The sequence below is a fragment of the Bacillus ndiopicus genome (genome assembly GCF_000612805.1).
Classification (GTDB): domain Bacteria; phylum Bacillota; class Bacilli; order Bacillales_A; family Planococcaceae; genus Metasolibacillus; species Metasolibacillus ndiopicus.
Genome location: NZ_HG964403.1, coordinates 941,080 through 966,617, shown reverse-complemented (window position 1 = coordinate 966,617; position 25,538 = coordinate 941,080). Strand labels below are relative to the sequence as shown.

Below are 25,538 nucleotides of genomic sequence, written 5' to 3'. Positions count from 1 at the left end.
CTATTTATTCAATAGTTTTTGCTGCAATTCATGCAGTAGCGTCATTGCTTGAAGCGGTGTCGTACCCATTATATTTGCCTTAGCTAGCATCTCTAGCACTTCCTGCTCCTCTTGTGATATTGTAGGCTGCTCCGTGAAGAGCGTTAATTGCTCCGCCACTAATGTTGGGGCAGTAGGTGCTTCCTTCACAATTTTTACTTCTTTAGCCTCAAATTGCGTTAATAGCACTCTTGCACGTTCAATAATAGGTTGTGGCATTTCTGCTAATTCTGCTACATGCACACCATAGCTTTTATCTGCTGCACCCTCTTTGACTTTGTGTAAAAAGACAACTTTACCATCACGTTCAGTTGCACTAACATGTACATTTTGTAATCGCTCTAAGTCATGCTCAAGCTCTGTTAATTCATGATAATGTGTTGAGAATAATGTATTTGCGCCAATTTCCTGATGAATAAACTCCATCATTGCTTGTGCCAAGCTCATTCCATCATACGTCGATGTACCACGTCCAATTTCATCAAACAATAGCAAGCTATTTTTTGTAGCATGTGTGATTGCATATTGCGATTCAAGCATTTCAACCATAAAAGTGGACTGCCCTGCTGCTAAATCGTCCGCCGCACCGATACGGGTGAAAATTTGATCAGTAATTGGTAAATGCGCCTCTTTTGCAGGAACATAACAACCCATTTGTGCCAAAATAACAGTAATAGCAACTTGGCGCATATACGTACTTTTACCAGACATATTTGGTCCTGTAATAAGCATCATATTACGCTCACTTGGTAAAATACAATCATTCGGCACATATAATTGCTTATTCAGCATTTTTTCAACGACAGGATGACGTCCCTCTTTAATCGTTAATGTGCGCCCTTCATGGAATGTCGGACGAGTAAAATGATATTTCTCAGAAATTAAGGCAAAGCTTATGAATACATCCAACTCACTTATCTCTGAAGCAAGTGCTTGTACACGAGGAATATATGCTTTTAACTCATCACGTAATGCCACGAATAAATCGTATTCAAGTGCTAAGCTTTGCTCCTCAGCATTTAAAATGATAGCCTCTTTTTCTTTCAGCTCCTGTGTAATGTAACGCTCCGCATTAGCTAACGTTTGCTTGCGCTCATAGCGCGTTAAATCAACGTTGCCAAAATTGGATTTCGTAATTTCGATATAATAGCCAAAGATGCGATTATAGCCGATTTTTAAGTTTTTAATGCCTGTTAGCTCACGTTCCTTTTGCTCTAGCTGAGCAATCCAATCTTTACCGTTGCGTGCAGCGTAGCGCAATTCATCTAATTTTTCATTATAGCCATCACGAATCACATCGCCTTCTTTAATCGTAATCGGCGGATGGTCAGTAATTGCTTTTGCAAGTAGCTGCTCAATTTCTTCACATAAATCAAGCGTCTCACCTAGCTGACGTAATGGCTCCTTTGTACTTGTCAAAAGCTGTTCACGAATAGCAGGCACTTGACGCAACGATTCACGTAGCTGCGCTAAATCACGCCCCCCTACATTACCAAATGCAACCCGACCAGCTAAACGCTCCAAATCATACACTTGCTTTAAACGCTCGCGCAGCTCCTCACGTATAAAAAAGTCTTCCAATAAATGCTCAACAATTGTTAAACGATTGTCAATTTTAGCGCGCTGTACAAGTGGTTGATGTAACCATTGCTTTAATTTTCGCCCCCCCATCGCAGTTACTGTTTCATCAAGCAGCCATAAAAGCGTGCCTTTTTGATCTCCTCCGCGAATGGATTGCATTAGCTCTAAATTGCGCTTTGAGTTGGCATCAATCGATAAGTAATGGTTCATTTCAGTAAAATGGAATGGCTGAATATGGGAGAGGGAACGCATTTGCGTGCGCTCAATATAGCGTAAAAGCTTGCTTGCAATTGGCTTTACATTTTTAGGTAAGCCAGCAGTAAATTGTTCTGCTTGCTGCATTTCTTCATTCTCAATTGACAGCACAATATTTAATGTTTGTGCCATTTCTGCAGCTTCCAAATTTAATGCTTCACCAACAATAAGCTCTCGAATTGCGTATGATTGCAGGTGCTGGAATAATGTTTTAATATCTCCTTCAATAACCGTCGCTGTCGCCTCACCCGTTGAAATATCAAGTGTTGCAAAAGCAATTTGCTGCTTAGCTATATATTCTGCTGCACCGATAAAATGATTTGTTTTACCATCAATCGTTTTTCCTTCTGTAATCGTTCCAGGTGTAATCAGTTGTACAACTTCTCGCTTCACAACCCCCTTCGCTGCCTTTGGATCTTCTGTCTGCTCACAAACCGCTACTTTATAGCCCTTTGAAACAAGTGTTTCAATATAGCTTTTAGCAGAATGATGTGGCACACCGCACATTGGAATACGCTCTTTACTACCCGCATCGCGGCTCGTTAATGTAATTTCTAGTAACTGCGATGCACGCTCTGCATCTTCAAAAAATAGTTCATAAAAATCGCCTAAACGAAAAAATAAAAAGGCATCCTTATAATCTTCTTTTATCATTAAATATTGTTGCATCATCGGTGTGTATGTAGTCATATATAAAACCTCTTTTAATCAATTTCTATCGTCATATTTACTATTATATAAAAAAAACATGCGTTGTGCATGTTAGTCCCCTTTACAAAGAAGGAAAAATTGCATCAATTATTTAGCTAGAGAAATCTAAATGGCTTATCTATACTAAATAACACAGAATTAGAAAACCTATCCTCGAATCTAATTTGTTGATTTTTTATGAGTTATCTTCGTTTTCTTATGACTTATCTGTGGTTCTCTCAAGTTATCTGCGATTTCCCCATGTTCCTGACGCATTGTGTAGGTTTCCTTTAAAACCCTTCATACCACTAAAAGATAAATTCGATGCTTCCCTTAAAAAAATAAGCATAGACAAAGTGAATTTCACCTTGCCTATGCTTAGCTTATTGGAATGATGATGATTCTTTTATATGGCGGACACTTGAAGAGCTGGTGCTACCTAATATAGATGAAGAGCTTGAGGAACTGGTACTACCTAGTATAGATGAAGAGCTTGAGGATGATGATTCTTCAAACTCCCATTCATCTTCGAATTCTAATGGATGAACATGGATACAAACAGTCGTTTCACCAACCAACTCCACTAAAAACTCCCGCTCAATCGTTACTTGGAACTTATCACCATTTACAATAATTGCCTCAACACAGTTTGGCTGCTGTAGAACATGTGTATGAATATCGTTTGTATCCTTCACTTTTTCATCGCGATATTGTAATTTAATTCGATCGCGATATGTTACTGTTTCTGTGTAAACAGCCGTCTTCGAATGTTGATTGTAAGCATACCATACATTAATATCAAATTTCCCTGACACTTCAACAAAATTTCCATTCTTTTTAGCTTGGTAATGATGATTAATTACCCAGCACCCTAAAATACTCGTTGGAACATTTGGCGGGCATAGCGTTTCAACACTCTCAATACGCTTCTTTCCCTTCGCTACAACTGCCTTTGTCACAATTTGACGTAATCGTTTCAACGAAAAATCCCCCTTCCTATGTGGCTCGCCATAGTCTATGCGGCACTCGCCTAAATGGTGCTAGGAAGAGGGAATATCTCATGTTCATAATTAGTGCGGCATAAGGAAAATCCCCACCAATTTCATTTTATCGATGCTTCAAAATGCTTGCGCCCGCAATACCTGGGTGCGTCATTTCGTATGGATCTAAAATAAGGTCTAATTGCTCTGCTGTTAACACACCTGCTTCAATACATAGCTCACGGATTGAACGACCTGTTTGAATCGCTTCATTTGCTAAGCGAGCCGCTGTTTCGTAGCCAATATGTGGATTAACCGCAGTTAAAATACCAACGCTTTTTTCTACGTATTCTTTCATGCGCTCTTCATTTGCTTGAATATCTTTTAAGCAGTGCTCAGTGAACGCCTCGAAAACGTTATTCATAATGCTTAACGATTGGATTAGATTAAATACTAATACTGGCTCCATTACGTTTAATTCTAGCTGACCTGCTTCTGAAGCCATTGAAATTGTATGATCGTTACCAATTACTTGGAATGCAACTTGATTCAATACTTCTGGCATAACTGGGTTCACTTTACCTGGCATAATTGACGAGCCCGGTTGACGTGCTGGTAGGAAGATTTCACCTAATCCTGCACGTGGACCTGAAGCCATTAAACGAATGTCATTTGAAATTTTTGACATATTGACCATGCAAATTTTTAATGCGCTTGATACTTCTGTATAAGCATCAGTATTTTGTGTAGCATCAACTAAATTTGTTGCACCTGTTAATGGGAAGTTAGAAAGCTCAGCTAGATGACGGTCTACTGCCAAAATATAATTCGGCACTGCGTTTAAGCCTGTTCCTACAGCTGTTGCTCCCATGTTCACTTCATATAAGTGCTCACGTGTTTGTGCAATACGTTTAATATCACGACTAATTACGCGGCTATATGCTTCAAACTCTTGTCCAAGTCGAATTGGAACAGCGTCTTGTAAATGTGTACGCCCCATTTTAATGATATGCGCAAATTGTTCTGCCTTCATTTCAAATGTATTTTGCATATGCTGCATTGTTGCTAATAAATCTTCAATTAAACTTAAAATAGCGATATGAATTGCTGTTGGGAAGGCGTCGTTTGTCGATTGTGACATGTTAACATGGCTATTCGGGCTAATTGTTGCATAATCGCCTTTTTCTTTACCTAAAATTTCTAAAGCACGGTTGGCAATCACCTCATTAGCGTTCATGTTAATTGAAGTTCCTGCTCCACCTTGAATTGGGTCTACGATAAATTGCTTATCCCATTTTCCTTCGATAACTTCATCTGCTGCTACGACAATGGCTACACCTAGTTCTTTCGGCAATAATTCAACTTCCATATTTCCTAAAGCTGCTGCTTTTTTTACTATACCCATTGCACGAATTAACGAAGTATGTAGTGATAAACCAGTAATAGGAAAGTTTTCAGTCGCACGTAGTGTTTGAATACCATAATACGCATCACTTGGTAATTGACGTTCTCCTAAAAAATCCTTCTCTATACGCATTTGCTGTTCCATAAAGTATCCCCTTTATCTAATTTCGATATCTATTTCATCTAATTTTGATATCTATTCAACATGATAGTAGCCAATTTTTCGTAGATTGTAAACAATTTTCGACTTTATTCGTAATTTTTTTTAAGCAATTGAAATGAAGAAGTTTGAAAATCTTTGTCTGAGGATTTTATTTAAAAAATAATAGACAAAATCGTAAAAATCGACTTTGTCTACTTCATTTATTCACTCACTATATTTCAAATAACTATTTTAATATAAACCAATTCCTAGTTTTTTGTATGAAAATGTATAGCATCTATACTTGCATTATTCTAGTTTGGTTGCAAGGATGGCTGAAGTTGTTGGTGTTAGATAAATCTCCGTGGCAATTAATTCCCTATGATTTAGCCAAAACTCCCTAACTTTATCAGGTTCCCCTTTCCATTCTTCTGGAAAATGTTCTTCTGGCGTAAAGTCGTCCATCACTAACATGCCTCCAACTGCTAAGGTCTCCAATAGTTGTACCCCTTCAATTGTTTTAGCAGCAGCTGCATCAGCGAAGATTAGTTGAAAGGGGCCTTTTGCTATCGCCTCTTTCCAATCCCCTACTAGAAACTCTGCCCGTTGATGACAAATTATTTTGGAAACGGCATCGATTTTTTCCTTTACACAATCCACTGAGACAAACTGTACATTTGGCGCTATAGCAGAAAGAATCCATGCACTACCTACACCATAGCCAGTTCCAATTTCAAGAATTTTCCCATGTGCAATTTGACCTGCAAGCACTGCTAACAATCTTCCGGCCTCATCTGAACAGGAATGCTCAAAATTATGCCTTTGTGCTAACATTTTACTGGCCTTCACCAATTCAGGAATATATGTATTAGAACGATATTTTGTTAGCATCATCAATAAACCACCTTTTTAATTTCATCTATAAATTCCTTTACAAATTAAAACATGAGCCAAAGTGAACTCATCTAAGTATCTGTATTAGCCCATCCAGTGAATTAGATTTATTTTAGTCAATATTATTAAATTTCACCTACAAAAACGGGCATATTTAAAGTTTTAGTTTGTAAATATTCACAGAAATTACCTGGTTGATTTTAGCAACAACATAAAAGAGCGTGTCTGGGAAGCCATTTTGAGACATACCATTGCGACGAGTAATCGTTTTTTAGCAAATATTTAATATAGAAGATAAGGCTACCCGAAAAAGAAATATTTATGGGGCAACTTTTCATTATATTACTATAACGTTTCATCATCTAGTAGTTGCTCTACTTCTGCTAAAGTCATTGGCTTGTAATAAAAATAGCCTTGTCCAACTTGGCAGCCAATTTTTTGTAGTTCCAAATGTTGCTCTTCCGTTTCAATGCCTTCTGCTACAGATTTCATATTCAAATTTGCCGATAATTGAATAAGTGTGCGAACAACTGCGTTCATTCGCTCATCTGATAAATGGTCGATAAAGCTTTTATCAATTTTTATTTCATCAAATGGCAATTCTTTTAAATAACCTAACGATGAATAACCTACGCCGAAATCATCAATCGACATAGCAATGCCAAATGCTTTTAGCTCGCTAATAATTCCCTTTGCTCGAATCATATTTTCAAGCTCTACGCTTTCAGTAATTTCAAATTTAATATATTGCGGCTCGACTCCATATTCATTAATAATCTGCTTCATACTTTCTACAAAGCTAGGGTCATAAAAATGGCTTGGTGATATATTGACTGCGATTTGATACATTTTTTTGCCAGCATCTTGTCTCTCTTTTTGCCACGTTAAAATTTTTCTTAAAATAACGCGGTCAACTTTATGGATATTACCTGTATTTTCTGCAACAGGAATAAAAATAGCTGGTGATACAAAGCCTAGGCTCTCTGAAAACCATCGGGCTAGTGCCTCGAAACCTTCAATTTGACCTGTTTGAATATTCATTTTTGGCTGTAGTACAGGCACAAATTCTTTATTTTTTAATGCATATGAAAAAGAGGATAGTACGTCCATTTCGAGCTGTAGTGTTTGAACTTGTGATTCATCGTATACTTTCATCGTCGTACCTGCACTTTTTAATGCAACAGATAATGCCGTATCCGCATGCTTGACTGCCTCAGCGCTTAAAATTGTTTTACCGTAGTTTGAAGTACCAATTTTTAAAGTAATATAAACACTTTTTCCTTCAATTGTAAAAGGTTCAACGATAATTTCTTGCAATAACTTTTCCAATTCATCGTTGATAGCATATTTGCTTGCTAAAATAACAGAGGAATTAGTGTATCGGGCGATAAGTGCATTTTCAAATGCTGGAATAAGCATTGCTCGCTGTGCCAACTGCAACAATAATGCATCACCACCTTGCCTCCCATATAAATCTACAACCTTTTGGTACTCTCCAGGTTCAATTATACAAATAACACCACTATAATCCTCTTGATAAAATTGATTTAACTCATTTTGAAATAGTGTAAAATTGGGTAGCCCAGTTTTCTCATCATAATAGGCTAACTGCAAAATTTCTTTTTTTTGATTAAAATATTTCAATGCTAGCGTAATAATTGGCGCAACTCTATCTAGAAATTTGAGCTCATTTGGTCGCGGGAATTTTATAGGCTCCTCAAAAAATAAAGAGAATATACCTACAAGCTCTCCTTCAGGTGTTTTAATTGCTTGGTGCCAGACTGCCTCCATGTCGTTTTGTTGTAAAATTTTTGCCCATTCTTGCGGTTGCTGTACTAAATCATGAATAACATATCGTTCTTGTATTATTGCTTGTAAAAAATTGCTATAGTCTAAATTCAAACTATCAATCTGACTAAAGATTTTCTTTATTTTTTTGGGTAATGTATTTGATGCTATTAATTGTAAGCGGTTTTCTTCAATTAAAAATATACAGGTATAGCTTTTCTTTTGTAATGTTGTAGAAATGTGTCTACAAAGATGCTCAAAAACATCTGTAATATTTGCCCCTTGCTCTAGCTCAGAATAAGCTTCTCGTTCAACAGTAATCAATGATTCCACATTAATAGAATCTGTAATATCTCTAGCTGCTACAATGTAAAATTGTACGATACTCTCGTGGTCTCTTATAGGAATAATTGACAATTCATTCCAAAAGGCGGTCTGATCTTTTCGATAATGGAATACCGATAACTTTAGTGACAGTCCTAGTTGAAGGCTTTCATAAATAAGCGATTCGCTATTTTGGTCTGTTAATGGACCATTTAAGATTGATAATGTTGAGCCAATTAGTTCATCGTTACTATATTCAGTCATGCTAGCAAAAATATTATTTGCAAATTTTATGCTATATTGCTGCTGTGCATCTAAAATAACTAACCCTGATTCAAATTGCTTTGCTACTTGGCATAAACCAAAATACAATTGTCCCCTATCAACTGTGTTATTGTTGTTTTTATCCATTGGCTACCCTTCTTTGTTTTTCGTTTAATAAATGTATTAGACTCCCACAAATTCCATTAGTTCATTTTACTTATTTATAACATTTTCCACTCTGTTCGACAAACCATTTTAAATTAATTATGTATTTTTTTGATATATTGACTATATTTTTATGAATCTATTATATCTCAACTAACAATCTGAAATCTTTACTATATGTATTAAAGGTAAATTTGCTGACTCCTGACATCTGAACCTTCCATCTACAGAGGAAATAGAAACATTACAAATAAAAATAAAGGGGTATAAGAAAGCAGATTTTTTCTGTCTTTCTCATACCCCTTACATATTTCTACGCTATTATGAGCAACTGCCAGGTACGCTATTTTGTACTTTCGAACCTGTTTCGCCGCGCAGTAAATCGCCGCCTGTTGATTCAATAATCTCGTTTGTTACTGCGTTTGCAATCGCATTAGAAACTAATTGCAATAAATCGTTAACATCCATCTGTGATTGTTTAAATTGCTGCACAACAGGGATTTCATCAATTTCCTGTTCAATGTCTTCAATTTTGCCTTCAATCATGTTTAACGCCTTTTCTTTACCTAAGTGTTGAAAATTCACTGCTTGCTTTTGTAATGTTTTCAATGAAGCAATTTTTTCGCGCACAAATTGATTTTCGTTAATTTGTGCCTCTGCATTTTTGAAAAATTCTACTTCTTCTGTATTAGCAATCATATGCGCAATTTCTTTTGCCTTTGCAATGATGTCATCTTTTGTATAATATGTTGTCATTAACTATGCACCTCATGTCGTTTTACAATTTCCACAAATTCTCCGCGCAATGAGTAGCTTTTCGCTTCCACAACTATCACCTTTACTAGCTGCCCTATTAAATCCATTGGACCTTCAAAGTTCACTAGCTTATTTTTACGTGTGTAGCCTGCTAATACATCATCACGCTTTTTACTGCTACCCTCTACAAGCACTTCTACTACTTCACCTTCAAGCTTTTTCAATGCCGCAGCACATAATTCCTCCACCACTGCATTTAAACGCTGTAGGCGCTCTTTTTTCACTTCCATCGGTACATTGTCAACCATTTTCGCAGCAGGTGTTCCTTCACGAGGTGAATAAATATATGTGTAGGCCATTTCAAAGCCTACCTCACGATATAAATCCAAGGTCTCCTGGAACTGCTCCTCCGTTTCGTTTGGATAACCAACGATAATATCAGTTGATAATGCAACGTCAGGCATCGCTTCTTTAATTTTACGCACTAAATCAAGGAAATGCTCTCTTGTATATTTACGTGCCATGATTTTTAAAATTTCATTTGAGCCTGATTGCACAGGTAAATGAATATGCTCAACTAAGTTACCACCCTTTGCCAAAACCTCGATTAAATGATCATCGAAATCACGTGGATGACTCGTTGTAAAACGAATGCGTGGCATATCTATTTTTCGCAGCTCGTCCATTAAATCACCTAGACGATAGTTGATATCATCGAAATCCTTACCGTACGCATTAACGTTTTGTCCTAGTAGCATAATTTCCTGATAGCCTTTTGCTGCTAGTTCACGCACTTCTGCTATAATTTCCTCTGGTCGACGAGAGCGCTCCTTACCACGCGTATATGGTACGATACAATACGTGCAAAACTTGTCGCAGCCATACATGATATTAACCCATGCTTTAATTGAGCCGAGGCGTTGCTTTGGAAGGTTTTCAATTACATCGCCTTCCTTCGACCACACTTCAATAACCATTTCCTTCGACATATATGCTTCTTTTAAAATATTTGGCAGGCGATGGATATTGTGTGTACCGAATACCATATCAACATGCTGGTATGTTGTTAAAATTTTATTAACAACAGATTCCTCCTGTGACATACAGCCACATACCCCTATTAACATTTCAGGGTTGCGGCGCTTATATTTCATTAAGAAGCCCAGCTCACCAAATACTTTATTTTCTGCATTTTCGCGAATTGCACAAGTGTTTAGTAGCACGACATCCGCCTGCTCGATATCCTCTGTTGGCTCATAACCGAGCTGCATAAAAATACCTGCCATCACCTCGGTATCGTGCTCATTCATTTGACAGCCGTATGTGCGAATATAGAACTTGCGCCCATTACCCATATTTAAAAACTGCTCGTCAATTGTAAAATCCTTATGATATTTAATCTCTTCTTTGCCGCGCTTTTTAGCATCTTTTAAAGAAGGAGCTGTGAATACTTTTTCAAAATATTTGCTATAATCTTTTTCAGCCGCAGGTTTTGGTTGATTAACTTGCTTGCCTGCTAATCGTTGTTCCTCATTCATCGAGCTCATATACTCCTTTCAGTTGATTTCGTGCATACGAATATCCATTAAACTATTATAACGAATTTCCAAAGAAAGAACACTATTCAAGCTTCAATTGTTAAGGACTTTGTGTGAATTTTTTAGATTAATTACAAAAGTAGGTAGTAATATTCTACCACCTACTTTTGCATAAATAATTTATTCCATGTTTTGAGTAATTTATTCCATGTTTTTGAGCTTTTATTCCACATTGCGAGGAGTTTATTCCACATTATCAAAAAAACGCTCATATTCCTCTGGTTCATTATCCTTTAAAATGGCTAAAAAAGTGAAGCCTAGTTGTGCAACTGACCACCATTTCATATTGTATTGATGCTCAAATTTATAGCGTGGCATCGAAAAGGAATCCTTAAAAATCGTTAAGGCGTCGATATCGCGCTCCTGTAAGTAGAGTAAAAAGCCTAAAAATAGCGTGTGGTCCTTGACTTGTAGCTGCTGCTCATTGACGAGACGCTGCAATTCTTCAGCTTTATAATAGCTACCTTCCACTGAACGCTTTAATTTGCTGAATTCCTTTTGCTCGCGCCTTGTAATAAAATCTATGACGTTCGTCAATTCAAACACCTCAATTCATTGCTGTCCCTTCATTATACAATGAATTTATTAAGTGCATGCGCTAAGGAGCGTGTATTTTTGGAAATCTGCCCGATTTGCTCATGCATATTTGTCGTTATTTTTAATTGCTGTGCTGTTTGTTGTGCAATTTGTTCAACTTGGGTGCTATTTTCCTCAGATATTTGTGTTAGCTCTCTTGATTGATCTGCCACGTTTTGTGCATATTGTGACATTTTTTCGATAGTTATTGATACATCCGCGATGTGTGGCTCAACATGCTCGATACGTGCTGCGATTGCTCGGAAGTTATCTGCAGTGCGAGTTGTTACTTGGATACCTGAATGGACTGCTTCATTTGCTACTTCCATCATTCCCACAGCAGCTTGTGTGTCTTCCTGTATCGTTTTAACGATTGCTGTAATTGTTTTTGTTGAGTCAAGTGATTGCTGTGCTAGCTTTTTCACTTCATTTGCAACAACTGAGAAACCTTTTCCCTCTTCTCCTGCACGGGCTGCCTCTATAGCTGCATTCAGTGCAAGCAAACTCGTGTTATTAGCGATTGCCTGAATAATATCAACAGCCTGTGAAATTTCCTGTGATTGTAGCTCTAGCTTATGCATTTTCGCATTTGTCTCAATCATCGCTTGTTCAATTACTTGCATTTGCGACATATTCACAGCGATTTCTTGCTCTCCCTGCTTTGCTTGCTTAACCGTTTCAGCAATATTTTCCTTCATTGTCTGCACTCGATTTGTAATGATTACAATATTGCTTGCTACCTCTTGAATCATCGCTGTATTTGATGTTAAATGTGTTGTTGATTCAATAATACTGCGTGTAATGCCATCTGTATTTTTTGACATTTGCTGTGCAGATTCCGTCATTGTTTGCGAGCTTGCACGAATACTCTCATTTGCTTCCCCTACAGAGCTTGCACTATTATTAACCACTTCTAATAAGCCCTTTACTTCCTCAACCATATGATTATAGCAAAGCAGTAGCTCCCCAAGCTCATCATGCGATGTATATACTGCTTTTTGCGTAAAATCGCCTTGCTCTGCACGCTTTAATAAGTATTTTAATTGTCTTGTCGGCTTACGTACAGACCTTGAGGCAGTATAGCTTAAAATAAGCACAAGCACTACCATCATGAGCGAAATAAATATAATAACGAAATAGCCTCTTTTTATATCCTTTTCATAATTGATTATTTGCTGTTCTGTACGTGTAAGCACATAATCAATCATCTCTTGCACATAGGCTTCATCTATTTCTGTTTTTAATTGTTTTAAGTAAAAATCCATTTTCGAATCAAATGCTAAATAAGGGGCCTCATTAATTAATGCTTGCGCTTCCTTTATTTTACCTGCTGCGGTTAGTGCTTCTGCCGACTTTAGCACATACATTCCTTGTACCTTTTGCTCATATACTTGCTGTGCATGCCATTCCATTTTCCGCAAATAATCGATACAAAAAATAGCAATAATAATATTTGAAACAACGCAAACAAGCATTAATAACATCAGCTTGTCCTTCACTTTAACATACTTCATTTTTATATGCTCCTTTTTTACTATCTAAAATAAGCATATAGGAACTGTATAAATAAGATGTAAAGAGAATGTTAAGTTTTTGTTATAGTACTATTGTTGCTAAAAAATAAAAAGCTGCAAGAGAAATTTATTTTCTCTTACAGCTTTCTCTTATTACATAAATTCTTTTACTAGTTGGTCAAATTGTTCTTCTGATAAGCTAATATCGATATCCGTTAATGGTAGCTCTGAATAGCCTGTTACTTTTTCTTGATAAGAAGTTGTTTCTTGATTATGGTAAATGATACCTGTTACAAGTCCTTCTTTTTCCATAACAGTCTGCATTGCTAATGAACGGTCTGTGTGGTCATAACCTTCAACATCAGAAAGTTTTGTTAAGTTTTCTTTAAACCAATCATATGTGTTCACCTTATTATACGTTACACATGGTGAAAAAACGTTAATAAAAGAGAAGCCTTTATGATTTAAGCCTGCTTCAATTAATGCTGTTAGTTCTTTAATATCAGTTGAGAAGCCTTGTGCTACGAATGTCGCACCGCTTGTTAACGCGACTTCTAGTGGCTTTAATGATGGCTCAATCGCTCCGCCTGGCGTAGACTTCGTCACAAATCCAGCGGCAGAACGCGGTGATGTTTGCCCTTTCGTTAAACCGTAAATTTGGTTATCCATAACGATATACGTAATATCAATATTACGGCGAATCGCATGAATTGTATGTCCCATACCAATTGCAAAGCCGTCACCGTCACCACCTGATGCGATAACCTTTAAATCCTTGTTAGCCATTTTCAAGCCTTGTGCAATTGGCAAAGCACGCCCATGAATGCCATGGAAACCATATGAATTAATATAGCCCGAAATACGCCCGGAGCAACCAATACCAGAGATAACTGCTAATTCATGTGGCTCATAGCCTACATTTGCAGCCGCGCGTTGAATCGCTGCTTGTACTGAGAAGTCACCACAGCCCGGACACCAGTTAGGCTTCACAGCATTACGAAAATCTTTAAATGTTGCCATGATTAAATCTTCTCCTTTACTAAGTTTGTTAGCTCACGTGGTAAAAATGGTGTACCATCATATTTTAAAACATTTGTTGTTTTTGCATGTACGCCAATATTCATTTTCATAATATTTGCAAGCTGACCAGTTGAATTGTTTTCTACAACAATAATTTTTTTCGCCTTATCAGCTAATTTCGCCATTTCCTCTGCTGGGAATGGGAATAATAAACGAACATGTGCATGATTCGTTTTAATACCTTCTGCGTTTAACGTTTCTTGTACTTCCTCAATTGCGCCACGTGTTGAATTAAAACCTACAAGAAGCACATCAGCTTCCTCATGCGGTGCATTGACATAAATCGGTGTATCAAATTGTAAATAATTTAGCTTGCGCATACGCTTATCCATTTGTGTACGGCGGTTACCAGTCGCTTCAGATGGCTTCCCTGTTTCATCGTGCTCGACACCTGTTACATGGTGAATGCCGCCCTTTGTCCCTGGTAAAATACGCGGCGAAATGCCATCCTCTGTATTTTCATAGCGCTTGAAGTAATCCTTCGATTCCTCATCCTCTAATGCTTCAACAATTTTCCCACGCTTAATTTCAATTTTGCTGTAGTCAAATGGTGCCACTGTTTGCTTACCTAATGATAGCTGTAAATCTGTCATTAAAATAACAGGCAGCTGTAACTGCTCTGCAATATTAAATGCTTGAATTGTATCGAAAAACGCTTCTTCCATTGTTGATGGTGCAATCACTACTTTTGGAATTTCACCGTGCGTGCCGTATAACATTGCCATTAAGTCTGATTGCTCCTGCTTCGTCGGTAAGCCAGTTGAAGGGCCTCCACGCTGTGTATCAATAATAACAAGCGGCTGCTCTGTCATACCTGATAAACCAATTGCTTCAACCATTAACGAAAGACCTGGTCCAGCAGAAGCTGTGAATGAACGTACACCACCATAGTTCGCGCCAATTGCCATCGTTGCTGCGGCAATTTCATCTTCTGTTTGAATAACTGCACCGCCAACTAACGGTAGCTTTTTAATCATATATTCCATAATTTCAGATGCTGGTGTAATAGGATATGCTGCCATAAAGCGAGAGCCCGCAGCAATTGCTCCAAGTGCGATTGCATCGTTACCAATCATAAATAAGCGACGTTGACCATCTGCAGGTGCTAAAGCCCACTCGCCAACACGATCCCCAATTTGTTCAGCAATTGCTTCACGACCTTTTTGAATCGCTTCAATATTTTTAGCTACAACTTCCTCACCTTTGCGCCCAAAGATTTCTTCTACCACGCTTTGGAATACTGTTTCCTCTAAATTTAATAACGCCGCTGTTGCACCAATTGCTACCATGTTTTTCATTAATGATGTACCTAGCTCTGTTGCGATTTCTGTAAATGGTACTGCAAATAATGGCGCTGTACAACCTTCGGGGCTTGCTGGCTCAAAGCGAGCATCAGCTAAAATAATACTTGATGCTGTAAGCTCTTTGTAATTGACATCGATCGTTTCTTGATCGAATGCGACTAAAATATCTAAATCGTCCGCAATCGAGCGAACTTGTGTTGGACGTACTGTAATTTTATTATTCGTATGGCCACCTTTAATACGAGAAGAGAAATGACGGTAACCGTATAAGTGATAGCCTAAACGGTTCATCGCAGTTGCGAAAATTTCACCAGTACTTTCAATACCTTCCCCTTGTTGCCCACCGACTTTCCATGAAAGCTGATGTAACATATAAACATCTCCTTAACTTGCGTTTTTATATATGAATTTCCTACATTAGTTTAACACGAACGTGGTGTCTGTACTATTGTTAATATGTAATTCTACAAAAATTCAGTCCTTTGGCGGAAAAAAAGTCGAGTTTTTAGATAGGTTTTGTTAATTATAACTGGAAATAAGATACTATATTTAATATTCCACTGCTTAAATCTAATAATTGATTACTTTGCGATATATTCCAAATACACCGTATAAACTAATAAGGCTAACAGGTACAAAGCTGATAATTAAGAGGATTACCATTTCTAAAGGAAAGTGTATTCTAAAAAAATGTACGTTAATTAAGTAGTAGGTCATACAAAGACCAATTAAAATATTAACGGCAACTGAATAGGTAGCAAATCTTTTTTTCTGAAAATGCCAAAATACAATAGTTAATAAATAACAAGGGACTACTAAGATAAAAAATAATACTAACCCAATATGTATTGCTGCAGTTTCTTGCATCGGTATGTCATAAATATTGCCAAGTGTAAAATAAAAAAGCAAGCTAACTAAAATTGCAATTATTGGATTAACAATGATTAAAAATGATGTATTCATTAGCATCTCCCTTTCTTTATGCTTCATGATACTAATTTTATCAAAGTACATTAAATCATGCTGAATCATAGAAAATAAGCATTTTTCCATCCTCTATTAAGGTGGAAGTTCTCTGTACCTGACACATTGCTTTCAGTACAAAAGACATTTGCTCCTGCGGTTACTCGTCGCAGTTAGTTATTGCTCCTGCGGTTACTCGTCGCAGTTAGTTATTGCTCCTGCGGTTACTCGTCGCAGTTACCATTGCTAAATCAAAATAAAAAAGCCATCAAATTAGCTTTCACTAAATTGATGGCTTTGTACATTATCGGTTTCTTTTCTCTACAACTAATTTAAGTGCTGTTCGATCTTCCCCTGCAATCGTAATATCTGCAAATGCTGGTGCGCAAATTAAATCAGTACCGCTTGGTGCTACAAAGCCCCTAGCTATTGCAACAGCTTTTACGGCCTGGTTGAGTGCTCCCGCTCCCACTGCTTGCATTTCCACAAAGCCTTGCTCTCGAATGACGGCAACCAATGCACCTGCAACAGAATTTGGATTTGAGCGAGATGATACTTTTAATGAATCCACAACTATTCCTCCCCATTTTGCATGATCGAGACAACTTTTTATTTATTGTCTGTAGGTCATTGTATGCTTGAACCAAATGGAACATGACAAATAGAATGAATTTACTGTATATTTTTATATAAGGAAGGTGAAAAGCTTTGACACAAAAAACATTAAGAATTTGTGAGAAAGGACATCGCTATTATAAAAGTAGCGATTGTAATACTTGCCCAAAATGCGAAAAGGACAATAAACCAACTGAGGATTTTTTAGCGAGATTATCTTCTCCAGCTAGAAATGCACTTGTACATGAGGGTATCACAACTATAGAGCAGCTTGCACAATATACAGAAAAAGAAGTTTTGAAGCTACACGGCATTGGACGCGCATCTTTACCAATAATGCGCACAGCATTAGAAGAAAAAGGGTTAAGCTTCCGCTCTTAACCGAGTGGAAAGCTTAACCCTTTTTGATTATGGTTTAAATGGGTAATCCTCATTAATATAAATACGCTCTTGACGTAGTGCCTTACCTGTTGTGTTATCAACTTCAACAAAGAACGCACTTAGCACTTCACGCCCTTTTTTTGGTACTTCAAAGCGTGATGGCATATTTGTTTGGAATTTATATATAACGCTTTCCTTTGTCATCCCCAAAATTTCATCATAAGGTCCTGTCATTCCGACATCAGTAATATATGCTGTACCATTTGGGTAAATACGCGAGTCCGCCGTTTGCACATGCGTGTGCGTACCAACAACTACTGATGCTTTTCCGTCTAAATGCCATCCTAATGCAATTTTTTCGCTCGTTGCTTCTGCATGAAAATCAACAAAAATAAGCGGCGATATTTTTCGTGCCTCTGCGACTAGCTCATCCGCCATTGCAAATGGATCTTCGTGCGGCGGTAAAAATACACGTCCGTGTAAATTAATAACCGATAATGTAACATCATTTTTCGTAATTTGCATTATCCCTTTACCTGGTGCTTCCTTTGAAAAATTAGCTGGTCGAATTAAATAATCCACATCATCGATAAAATCAAAAATCTCTTTATTATCCCATGTATGGTTACCCATTGTAATTACATCAATACCCATTTGTAATAGTTCATTATAAATATTGCGTGTAATACCACGCCCTGCTGCTGCATTTTCTCCATTTGCAATGACAACATCAATTTCATATTTATTTTTCAAGCGCGGTAAATATTTTGCCACTGCATCTCGTCCAATTGAGCCAACAATGTCACCAATAAATAAAATTTTCATTTTTAACCAATCCATTTCTAAAATGTAAACAAAGAAAGAAATACTTTGCTACACATATTTTTACAGCTTCTACATGAAAAAGAGCTGTGTGATAAGTATTTCACTTATAACACAGCCTTTATTCTGCTTTAATGTCTTCTGCGACAAGTAATCGCAAGAACAATTGCTTTTTTGTATTGAGCTTTTAAAGCTCTTTTCATGAAGAAATAATTATCTGTTAGTATGAGTACCCACATTGACTGAGGGTTCGCTTTATATAATCTGCTATTTCGCGTACTCTACTGCACGTGTTTCCCGAATTACTGTTACTTTAATATGTCCTGGATAATCAAGCTCTTCTTCGATACGCTTGCGAATATCACGGGCTAAGCGATGCGATGTAAGATCGTCGATTTTATCCGGTTGTACAATAATACGTACTTCACGACCAGCTTGAATAGCATATGATTTTTCAACACCATCGTAGCTTTCCGAAATCTCTTCTAGCTTTTCTAAGCGGCGAATGTAGTTTTCAAGCGTTTCGCTACGTGCACCTGGACGTGCTGCTGATAAAGCATCCGCTGCAGCAACAAGTACCGCAATAACAGAAGTAGCTTCTGTATCCCCATGGTGGGAAGCAATACTGTTAATAACTACTGGATGCTCTTTATATTTCGTTGCAAGCTCTACACCAATTTCTACATGGCTGCCCTCAACTTCATGGTCGATTGCCTTACCAATATCATGTAAAAGTCCTGCGCGTTTTGCTAGTGTTACATCTTCTCCAAGCTCTGCTGCTAGTAAACCTGCAAGGTGAGCAACTTCAACAGAGTGTTTTAAAACATTTTGTCCATAACTTGTACGATACTTCATGCGACCTAAGATTTTCATTAGGTCTGGATGTAAATTGTGAATACCAACCTCAAATGTTGTTTGTTCACCTGTCTCGCGAATTTGTTCATCAACTTCACGACGTGATTTCTCAACCATCTCTTCAATTCTTGCTGGGTGAATACGTCCATCTTGAACAAGCTTTTCAAGTGCTAGACGAGCTGTTTCACGTCGAATTGGATCAAAACCAGATAAAATTACAGCTTCTGGCGTATCATCAATAATTAAATCGATACCCGTTAGCGTTTCAAGGGTACGGATATTACGCCCTTCTCGTCCAATAATACGACCTTTCATTTCATCATTTGGCAAGTTAACAACAGATACTGTTGTTTCCGCTACATGATCAGCTGCAAAGCGTTGTAGTGCTAATGATAAAATTTCACGTGCCTTTTTATCAGATTCCTCTTTCGCACGCGTTTCTGATTCTTTCGTCATTACAGCAATGTCCGTCGCTAATTCCTTTTCTACTTCGCTTAAAATAATCGCTTTCGCTTCTTCTCGCGTTAATGCAGAAATACGTTCTAGCTCTGTCTTTTGCGCTGTAACGAGCTCTTCCACTTTGCCTTCCATCTGTTCAATATGCTGTTGTCTGTCAGATAGAGCTTCTTCTTTGCGCTCTAAGCCGGCTTCTCTTTTATTGAGAGCATCATCCTTGCGATCAAGATTTTCTTCTCTTTGCAATAAACGGTTCTCTTGTTTTTGAAGTTCTAAACGACGTTCACGAATGTCATTCTCTGCTTCATTTCGAAATTTGTGAGTTTCATCTTTTGCTTCAAGTAGCGCTTCTTTTTTCAATGCATCTGCTTCACGTTTCGCTTCTTCGACGATAGACCTTGCAGTATGCGTAGCACCCGTGATTTTTGAGTCATTCACTTTTTTCATGTAGAAATAGCTAACAGCGGCACCAACGATGAGTCCAACAAGCAAAGCGGAGATGCTTATAATTACTTCGATCATACTAAACACCTCCAAGTGCCAATTTCATGTTGTTTTTATTGATTAATTGCTCATGCAGTTAATCATTTTTCATTTCAATTTTTAGAAATTATACATTTTTAATTGTATAGTTCTGTTATTGAGCTGTCAAGGATTGCCGCTAGATGCGAGATAGATTATTTGCAAGGTATTTCTAATTATTTTTCTATAAAATGTAAAAAAGCTGTCAAGAAATACAAATTTCATTCGCATTTCTTGGCAGCTCTAATTGCTTTTATTTTTCTTCGTCTAATAATAAAGCTAATTCTTCGTCCATTTCCTCATCTTCGTCATGACCACCAATTGTGTAGTTTGCGGCAGCAATACCGTAAGATTGACGAATTTTATCTGCAATTTCTTCACGCACAGCAACATTCTCTTTTAAGAATTGCTTCGCGTTTTCACGCCCTTGTCCTAAGCGCTCATCACCATAGGCATACCAAGAACCGCTTTTTTGAACAATATCTAACTCAACGCCTAAGTCGACGATTTCGCCTTCTTTTGAAATACCTTCTCCATACATAATATCTACTTCTGCAGTACGGAATGGTGGTGCTACTTTATTTTTTACAATTTTAATTTTTGTTTTGTTACCAACCATGTCATTACCTTGCTTAATTGTTTCTGCACGACGCACCTCTAAACGAACAGAGGAGTAGAATTTTAGTGCACGACCGCCCGGAGTTGTTTCAGGATTACCGAACATTACACCGATTTTCTCACGTATTTGGTTAATGAAAATAGCTAGTGTTTTTGATTTATTAATCGCACCAGATAACTTACGTAATGCTTGTGACATTAAACGAGCTTGTAAACCTACGTGTGAGTCCCCCATTTCTCCCTCGATTTCTGCTTTCGGCACAAGTGCTGCTACAGAGTCAATTACTAGTATATCGATGGCACCGCTTCGTACTAATGCTTCAGCAATTTCTAATGCTTGCTCACCTGTATCCGGCTGTGATAATAATAGCTCGTCGATATTTACCCCTAATTTTTGTGCATATACTGGGTCAAGTGCATGCTCTGCGTCAATAAATGCTGCTTGTCCTCCAGCCGCTTGCACCTCTGCGATAGCATGTAATGCAACTGTCGTTTTACCAGATGATTCAGGTCCATAAATTTCGATAATACGCCCACGTGGATAGCCACCTACACCTAGTGCTGCATCCAATGCTAATGAACCACTTGAAGATGTTGCAATTTCACGATCTGTTGTTTCTCCAAGCTTCATAATAGAACCTTTACCGAATTGCTTTTCAATTTGTTTTAACGCCTGTTCTAAGGCTGCTTTACGATCACTCACTATAGTTCCTCCTCTAAAAAAGGTTAGATTTATTTATAACACTACTATACTTGTTCTTTGAGAAAATAGCAATAAAAAAGCGAACGTATTTTCGATTTTGTTTGAAAATAAAAATTTGGACGCTAAAATACGCCCAAATTTCATTTTTTCGCTATTATTTTTCATTAAGTAAGCGCAGTAAATAACTACATGTGAATTTAACAGCTCTTAGACGGTTTGTATTACGCATGCCTGACAGTTGAAGTTTGTATGTTTGTACATCGCGCCCTTCCATGCTAACGCCTATCCAAACAGTACCAGCTGGTTGATTACCATGTGCATCTGGGCCTGCAGCACCCGTTAAGCCTACGCCAATATTTGTTCCAAATTTTGCACGTACGCTCTCAGCCATCGCTGCTGCGCATTCGCTACTGACAACTCCATATTCGGCAAATAACTCAGGCGCAATGCCTAGCTGCTCTGTTTTCGTTTGCTCATTATATGTAACAACGCCGCCAACTAAAGTTCCACTCACTCCTGAAATTTCTGCTAACTCAGATTGAAATAGACCTGCTGTTAGGCTTTCCGCTGCAGCAATTGTTAAATTATTAGCAAGCAACGCTTCTACTGTTTTTGATGCGAGTGAATCATCATTTACACCATACTGAAACTGTCCGACAATCGCTTGAATTTCTGCAGTTTTTGCTTCAATAAGCATAAGTGCCTCTTGCTCATTAGCAGCCTTTGCTGTAATGCGTAGTGTCACTTCTCCATCAGATGCTAATGGGGCAACAGTTGGATTTGTTTGATTGTCTAAAATATGTTGCACCGCGACCTCTAATTCCGCTTCACCTATACCATAAAAACGCATCACATGAGACAGGATAATCGCACCGTCCGTTAAACGGGACGCAAGCTTCGGCTTTGCTTCATATTGAAACATTGGCTCCAGCTCCTTTGGTGGTCCAGGTAATAAAATATAGGTTTTATCGTTTTTCTCTAAAATCATCCCTGGTGCCATACCATGATGATTTGCCAAGACATCGCTCCCAGCTAATACAAGTGCCTGTTTTTTATTATTGTCTGTCATTGGGCGTCCTAAACGTTCAAAAAACGCTTCAATGTATGTTAGTGCAGTTTGATCAAATACTAACTCTACTCCTAATTGACGCGCAATTGTTTCCTTCGTTAAGTCATCCTTAGTCGGACCTAAGCCACCTGAAAAAATAATAATATCTGCGCGACCCTCGGCAACTGCAATAACTTCCTCAAGTCGAGCCGCATTATCACCAACTACTGTATGATAATAAACATTGACACCTAATTCGGATAGCTGGCTAGAAATAAATTTTGCATTCGTATTGGCAATTTGTCCAAGTAAAAGCTCTGAGCCCACTGCAATAATTTCCGCATTCATAAGGGGTAACCTCTCTTTATTTTGAATCTAGTAATACTCGGCGGTTTAGGTAGAAATAATCCCAGCCAGACCATACTGTGAAAAATAACGCAACATAAAGCGCAAGTTTATCAAACGGGATACCAATAAGTGTAAAAATAGTATTGTGTAGGAGCAATGCTGAAATAGCAACAATTTGCGTCCATGTTTTAATTTTTCCTAATTGGTTTGCAGCAACAACTTCGCCTTCTCCGGCTAAAATTAAACGCAAGCCTGTCACGGCAAATTCACGACTAATAATAATAATAACAATCCATGCAGGTGCTAGCTGTAGCTCTACAAGTAAAATAAGCGCTGCCGATACTAATAGCTTATCTGCCAAAGGATCCAAAAACTTTCCGAAGTTTGTAACTAAGTTATACTTTCTCGCGTAATAACCATCCACCCAATCTGTAGCTGAAGCAAAAATAAAAATCAATGCCCCAACAAAATGATGGATAGGCATTTCAGCACCAAAAAGTGTCATGTTTCCCCATCCGAAATCAAACATCATAGCAATCATAAAGAGGGGGATTAAACAAATGCGTGAAACTGTAATCTTATTTGGAATATTCATGGTTAAGCACCTTTCATTTAAAACAAAGCAGCCACATACATCGACATGGCTACTTTGCTTATTGTTGTTGAGCTAATTTGATAATGTAATTTTGCGTATATTCATTAGATGGGGACGTAATTTCTTCATCGTTTACAAATACTTTGACAGCAGCTTGGCGTCCTAGACGAATTCTTACATAGCCATCCTCTGTTGCATCATACTCTGCTGATTGACCCTGGAAATACTCTTTTCCTAGATGATCAATCCCTTGTGTATTTCGGAACGCAACCCAGCTACTTTGTTCTACAATTTCAGTGCGAATCTTTAATTCAGTTGTACCTGTCACCTCAAAAAGAACGTCTAATCCATTAACTTCTGTTTGCGTTACAACTTGTTTTACTTCTTCAACAGGCTCTTCCTCTTCTACTGGTTTTTGCTCCTCAGCTTGTTCTTCATTATCTTTATCATCCTGCTCTTTTTTGTCAGCTACACCTTTATTATTGTCTATTTGAACTTCTTGAGCTTCATTCTGCTGTTCATTTTCAGGCGGTAAATTATTATTCGCCTTTTGTTGGAACAAATACCAACTAACAACAATAATAACAATAATAAATAATGCAGCAATTAACATTGGCATCATTTCTAGTACTTTATTCGATGAACTTGATGCTATTCTACGTCGTCTTGTATTTTGCGTATAAGCTTGTACAACCTCTTCTTGTTGTACACCTGGAATATCCTTTTGATAGCTTGCTAGCACTTCTTCTGGGTCTAACCCAACTGCCTCTGCATATTGTTTAATAAATGCTCGCACATAAAACGAACCTGGCATAATCGAATAGTTACCTTCTTCTATACCGACTAAATAACGCTTTTGAATTTTCGTTACTTCTTGTAAATCATCTAAGCTAAGTCCTTTAGCTAATCTCGCTTCTTTCAAGCGAGCTCCTAGATCTGTCAACAATAACACCTACTTTACTAAAAATTAAATCCTCCGAAATCAGAGCTTGACATCATATCGTTTTTCTCAATAATCTCGTACGTTATTTCTTCATCAGGGTGAGTTCGAATCTCAATGATATAATCAAAATCCTCAATTGTATATTGTGAATGTTGTACAAAAATATCCGGATGCTCGATTACTTTTATTGTTGGCATACTCATCATTTCACGCACAAGCTGCTGATGTCTTTCATCTGTTGATTTTCGTGTCACAACCCCATCTAGAATAAAGATGTTATTGTCACTAAATTCATCTCCCATAAGCGAGCTACGGATTGTTTGTTTAATCATTGTCGAAGAAATAAAAATCCATTTTTTATTTGCACAAACACTTGCCGCAACAATTGATTCTGTTTTTCCAACACGTGGCATACCTCGAATACCTATTAATTTATGACCATCCTGTTTAAACAACTCAGCCATAAAATCAACTAAAATACCAAGCTCATCTCGCACAAATCGAAAGGTATTTCTCTCGTCTGCATCTCGAAGAATATATTGACCATGTCGCATCGCTAAACGGTCGTGCAGTTTTGGCAAACGGAATCTTGTAACATTGATATTTTCCATTGTCGTCACAATGGATTTAAAGCGCTGAATCGCTTCGTCATTATCTGATTCCAACAGCATACCTCGTCGTTCTTGCGCGACACCATTAATCGCTACAATATTAACACGTAACATACCTAGCAAAGATGAAATATCGCCTAATAAACCAGGGCGATTCACTTGAATTTCATATTCAAAATACCATTCGCTCATCAAAATCCGTCCCTTTCATTATAGAAACGTAAAATCACTCTATAAGTTCCATCATAGCTGATTTTACAACGTATGAAAAGTTAGAAACAACGCTTTTCTTGCTATATTTTTATTTTTTATTATATAGATCAAAATAAGAAGGGCAAATTATACTTTAAGTTTGATACTTTTATCAAGCATAAATCAGAACTAAAAAACAAAAGTATGTAATTTTTACATTAATCATATCAAAGCTAACTTTAGTCAAGATTTTTTCGAACTCCCCTGCCTTGTACAGACCCTTATGAGACTTCCACTAAGGCTTCTAATCCAACGTAAATCTGGATAAAAATACATATAGGCTGTCGGGAAGTTGTGTCTTCCTGACAGCCCCATATTATTCTGCATTAACAGACAGTGGGAGTTTTCCTAATTCCCACTGATTGGTAGTTTCACCAATCGGTTTTTTACAGCCTGTTAATACGGGACAAAATGTTATGCGTAGAAATAACTGCCTGTAAAAGAACCGAATT

Annotated in this window: 21 protein-coding genes and 1 pseudogene; 1 reads left to right on the top strand and 21 read right to left on the bottom strand. The window is 37.6% G+C overall.

Annotated features, from left to right (window positions below; genetic code table 11):
- The 14 genes and pseudogenes from mutS to TY13_RS04295 all read right to left on the bottom strand — a co-directional run bounded on the left by mutS (position 1) and on the right by TY13_RS04295 (position 16,888).
- Positions 1–2,565, bottom strand: a complete 2,565-nt coding sequence (gene mutS, locus TY13_RS04355) for a DNA mismatch repair protein MutS (RefSeq protein ID WP_042472105.1) — start codon at positions 2,563–2,565, stop codon at positions 1–3.
- A 383-nt stretch (positions 2,566–2,948) separates the two neighbouring features.
- The gene (gene cotE, locus TY13_RS04350) at positions 2,949–3,545 is read right to left on the bottom strand and encodes an outer spore coat protein CotE (RefSeq protein WP_042472102.1); all 597 of its coding nucleotides are present in this window, start codon (positions 3,543–3,545) and stop codon (positions 2,949–2,951) included.
- Positions 3,546–3,672: 127 nt separating this feature from the next.
- Entirely contained in the window at positions 3,673–5,094 is a 1,422-nt protein-coding gene (aspA, locus tag TY13_RS04345; RefSeq protein WP_042472100.1) for an aspartate ammonia-lyase, read from the bottom strand.
- Between the two features lie 306 nt (positions 5,095–5,400).
- Positions 5,401–5,985, bottom strand: coding sequence for an O-methyltransferase (locus TY13_RS04340; protein WP_042472097.1), 585 nt, complete (start codon positions 5,983–5,985; stop codon positions 5,401–5,403).
- Positions 5,986–6,330: 345 nt separating this feature from the next.
- The gene (locus tag TY13_RS04335; protein ID WP_042472093.1) at positions 6,331–8,508 is read right to left on the bottom strand and encodes a sensor domain-containing protein; all 2,178 of its coding nucleotides are present in this window, start codon (positions 8,506–8,508) and stop codon (positions 6,331–6,333) included.
- A 339-nt stretch (positions 8,509–8,847) separates the two neighbouring features.
- The gene (locus tag TY13_RS04330) at positions 8,848–9,282 is read right to left on the bottom strand and encodes a RicAFT regulatory complex protein RicA family protein (protein WP_042472091.1); all 435 of its coding nucleotides are present in this window, start codon (positions 9,280–9,282) and stop codon (positions 8,848–8,850) included.
- The gene (gene miaB, locus TY13_RS04325) at positions 9,282–10,820 is read right to left on the bottom strand and encodes a tRNA (N6-isopentenyl adenosine(37)-C2)-methylthiotransferase MiaB (RefSeq protein WP_042472089.1); all 1,539 of its coding nucleotides are present in this window, start codon (positions 10,818–10,820) and stop codon (positions 9,282–9,284) included. Before miaB ends, TY13_RS04330 begins: the two co-directional genes overlap by 1 nt.
- 243 nt (positions 10,821–11,063) lie before the next feature.
- A complete protein-coding gene (locus TY13_RS04320; RefSeq protein ID WP_042472086.1) occupies positions 11,064–11,417 on the bottom strand; it encodes a hypothetical protein in 354 nt (117 codons plus the stop codon).
- Between the two features lie 32 nt (positions 11,418–11,449).
- A complete protein-coding gene (locus tag TY13_RS21235; protein ID WP_407637704.1) occupies positions 11,450–12,280 on the bottom strand; it encodes a methyl-accepting chemotaxis protein in 831 nt (276 codons plus the stop codon).
- Between the two features lie 114 nt (positions 12,281–12,394).
- Positions 12,395–12,565, bottom strand: a pseudogene (locus TY13_RS21230) (methyl-accepting chemotaxis protein); the annotation flags it as partial.
- A gap of 558 nt (positions 12,566–13,123) precedes the next feature.
- A complete protein-coding gene (locus tag TY13_RS04310; RefSeq protein WP_042472082.1) occupies positions 13,124–13,990 on the bottom strand; it encodes a 2-oxoacid:ferredoxin oxidoreductase subunit beta in 867 nt (288 codons plus the stop codon).
- 2 nt (positions 13,991–13,992) lie between these two features.
- Complete coding sequence (locus tag TY13_RS04305) at positions 13,993–15,726, bottom strand: 2-oxoacid:acceptor oxidoreductase subunit alpha (RefSeq protein WP_042472081.1); 1,734 nt, start codon at positions 15,724–15,726, stop codon at positions 13,993–13,995.
- Positions 15,727–15,924: 198 nt separating this feature from the next.
- On the bottom strand, positions 15,925–16,317 hold the full coding sequence (locus TY13_RS04300) for a hypothetical protein (RefSeq protein ID WP_195891652.1): 393 nt from the start codon (positions 16,315–16,317) through the stop codon (positions 15,925–15,927).
- A gap of 304 nt (positions 16,318–16,621) precedes the next feature.
- Positions 16,622–16,888, bottom strand: coding sequence for a stage V sporulation protein S (locus TY13_RS04295; protein WP_042472077.1), 267 nt, complete (start codon positions 16,886–16,888; stop codon positions 16,622–16,624).
- Positions 16,889–17,025: 137 nt separating this feature from the next.
- Between TY13_RS04295 and TY13_RS04290 the strand changes: the two genes are divergently transcribed.
- Complete coding sequence (locus TY13_RS04290; RefSeq protein ID WP_042472075.1) at positions 17,026–17,313, top strand: RNA polymerase alpha subunit C-terminal domain-containing protein; 288 nt, start codon at positions 17,026–17,028, stop codon at positions 17,311–17,313.
- A 27-nt stretch (positions 17,314–17,340) separates the two neighbouring features.
- On the opposite strand, the gene TY13_RS04285 is transcribed toward TY13_RS04290, so the two are convergent.
- From TY13_RS04285 to TY13_RS04255, 7 genes are all read right to left on the bottom strand, one after another.
- A complete protein-coding gene (locus TY13_RS04285; protein WP_042472073.1) occupies positions 17,341–18,138 on the bottom strand; it encodes a TIGR00282 family metallophosphoesterase in 798 nt (265 codons plus the stop codon).
- A gap of 264 nt (positions 18,139–18,402) precedes the next feature.
- Positions 18,403–19,968 carry a ribonuclease Y gene (rny, locus tag TY13_RS04280; protein ID WP_407637698.1) on the bottom strand — a complete coding sequence of 522 codons (1,566 nt, stop codon included), beginning with the start codon at positions 19,966–19,968 and terminating at the stop codon, positions 18,403–18,405.
- Positions 19,969–20,221: 253 nt separating this feature from the next.
- Complete coding sequence (gene recA, locus TY13_RS04275; RefSeq protein WP_042472070.1) at positions 20,222–21,289, bottom strand: recombinase RecA; 1,068 nt, start codon at positions 21,287–21,289, stop codon at positions 20,222–20,224.
- Positions 21,290–21,443: 154 nt separating this feature from the next.
- Entirely contained in the window at positions 21,444–22,685 is a 1,242-nt protein-coding gene (locus tag TY13_RS04270; protein WP_042472069.1) for a competence/damage-inducible protein A, read from the bottom strand.
- Positions 22,686–22,701: 16 nt separating this feature from the next.
- Positions 22,702–23,280: a CDP-diacylglycerol--glycerol-3-phosphate 3-phosphatidyltransferase gene (gene pgsA / locus TY13_RS04265; protein WP_042472066.1), complete on the bottom strand. Its 579-nt coding sequence runs from the start codon at positions 23,278–23,280 to the stop codon at positions 22,702–22,704.
- A gap of 58 nt (positions 23,281–23,338) precedes the next feature.
- Positions 23,339–24,232, bottom strand: a complete 894-nt coding sequence (locus tag TY13_RS04260) for a helix-turn-helix domain-containing protein (RefSeq protein WP_230199368.1) — start codon at positions 24,230–24,232, stop codon at positions 23,339–23,341.
- An 8-nt stretch (positions 24,233–24,240) separates the two neighbouring features.
- On the bottom strand, positions 24,241–25,026 hold the full coding sequence (locus TY13_RS04255; protein ID WP_042472060.1) for a DUF3388 domain-containing protein: 786 nt from the start codon (positions 25,024–25,026) through the stop codon (positions 24,241–24,243).
- Positions 25,027–25,538: the final 512 nt, after the last annotated feature.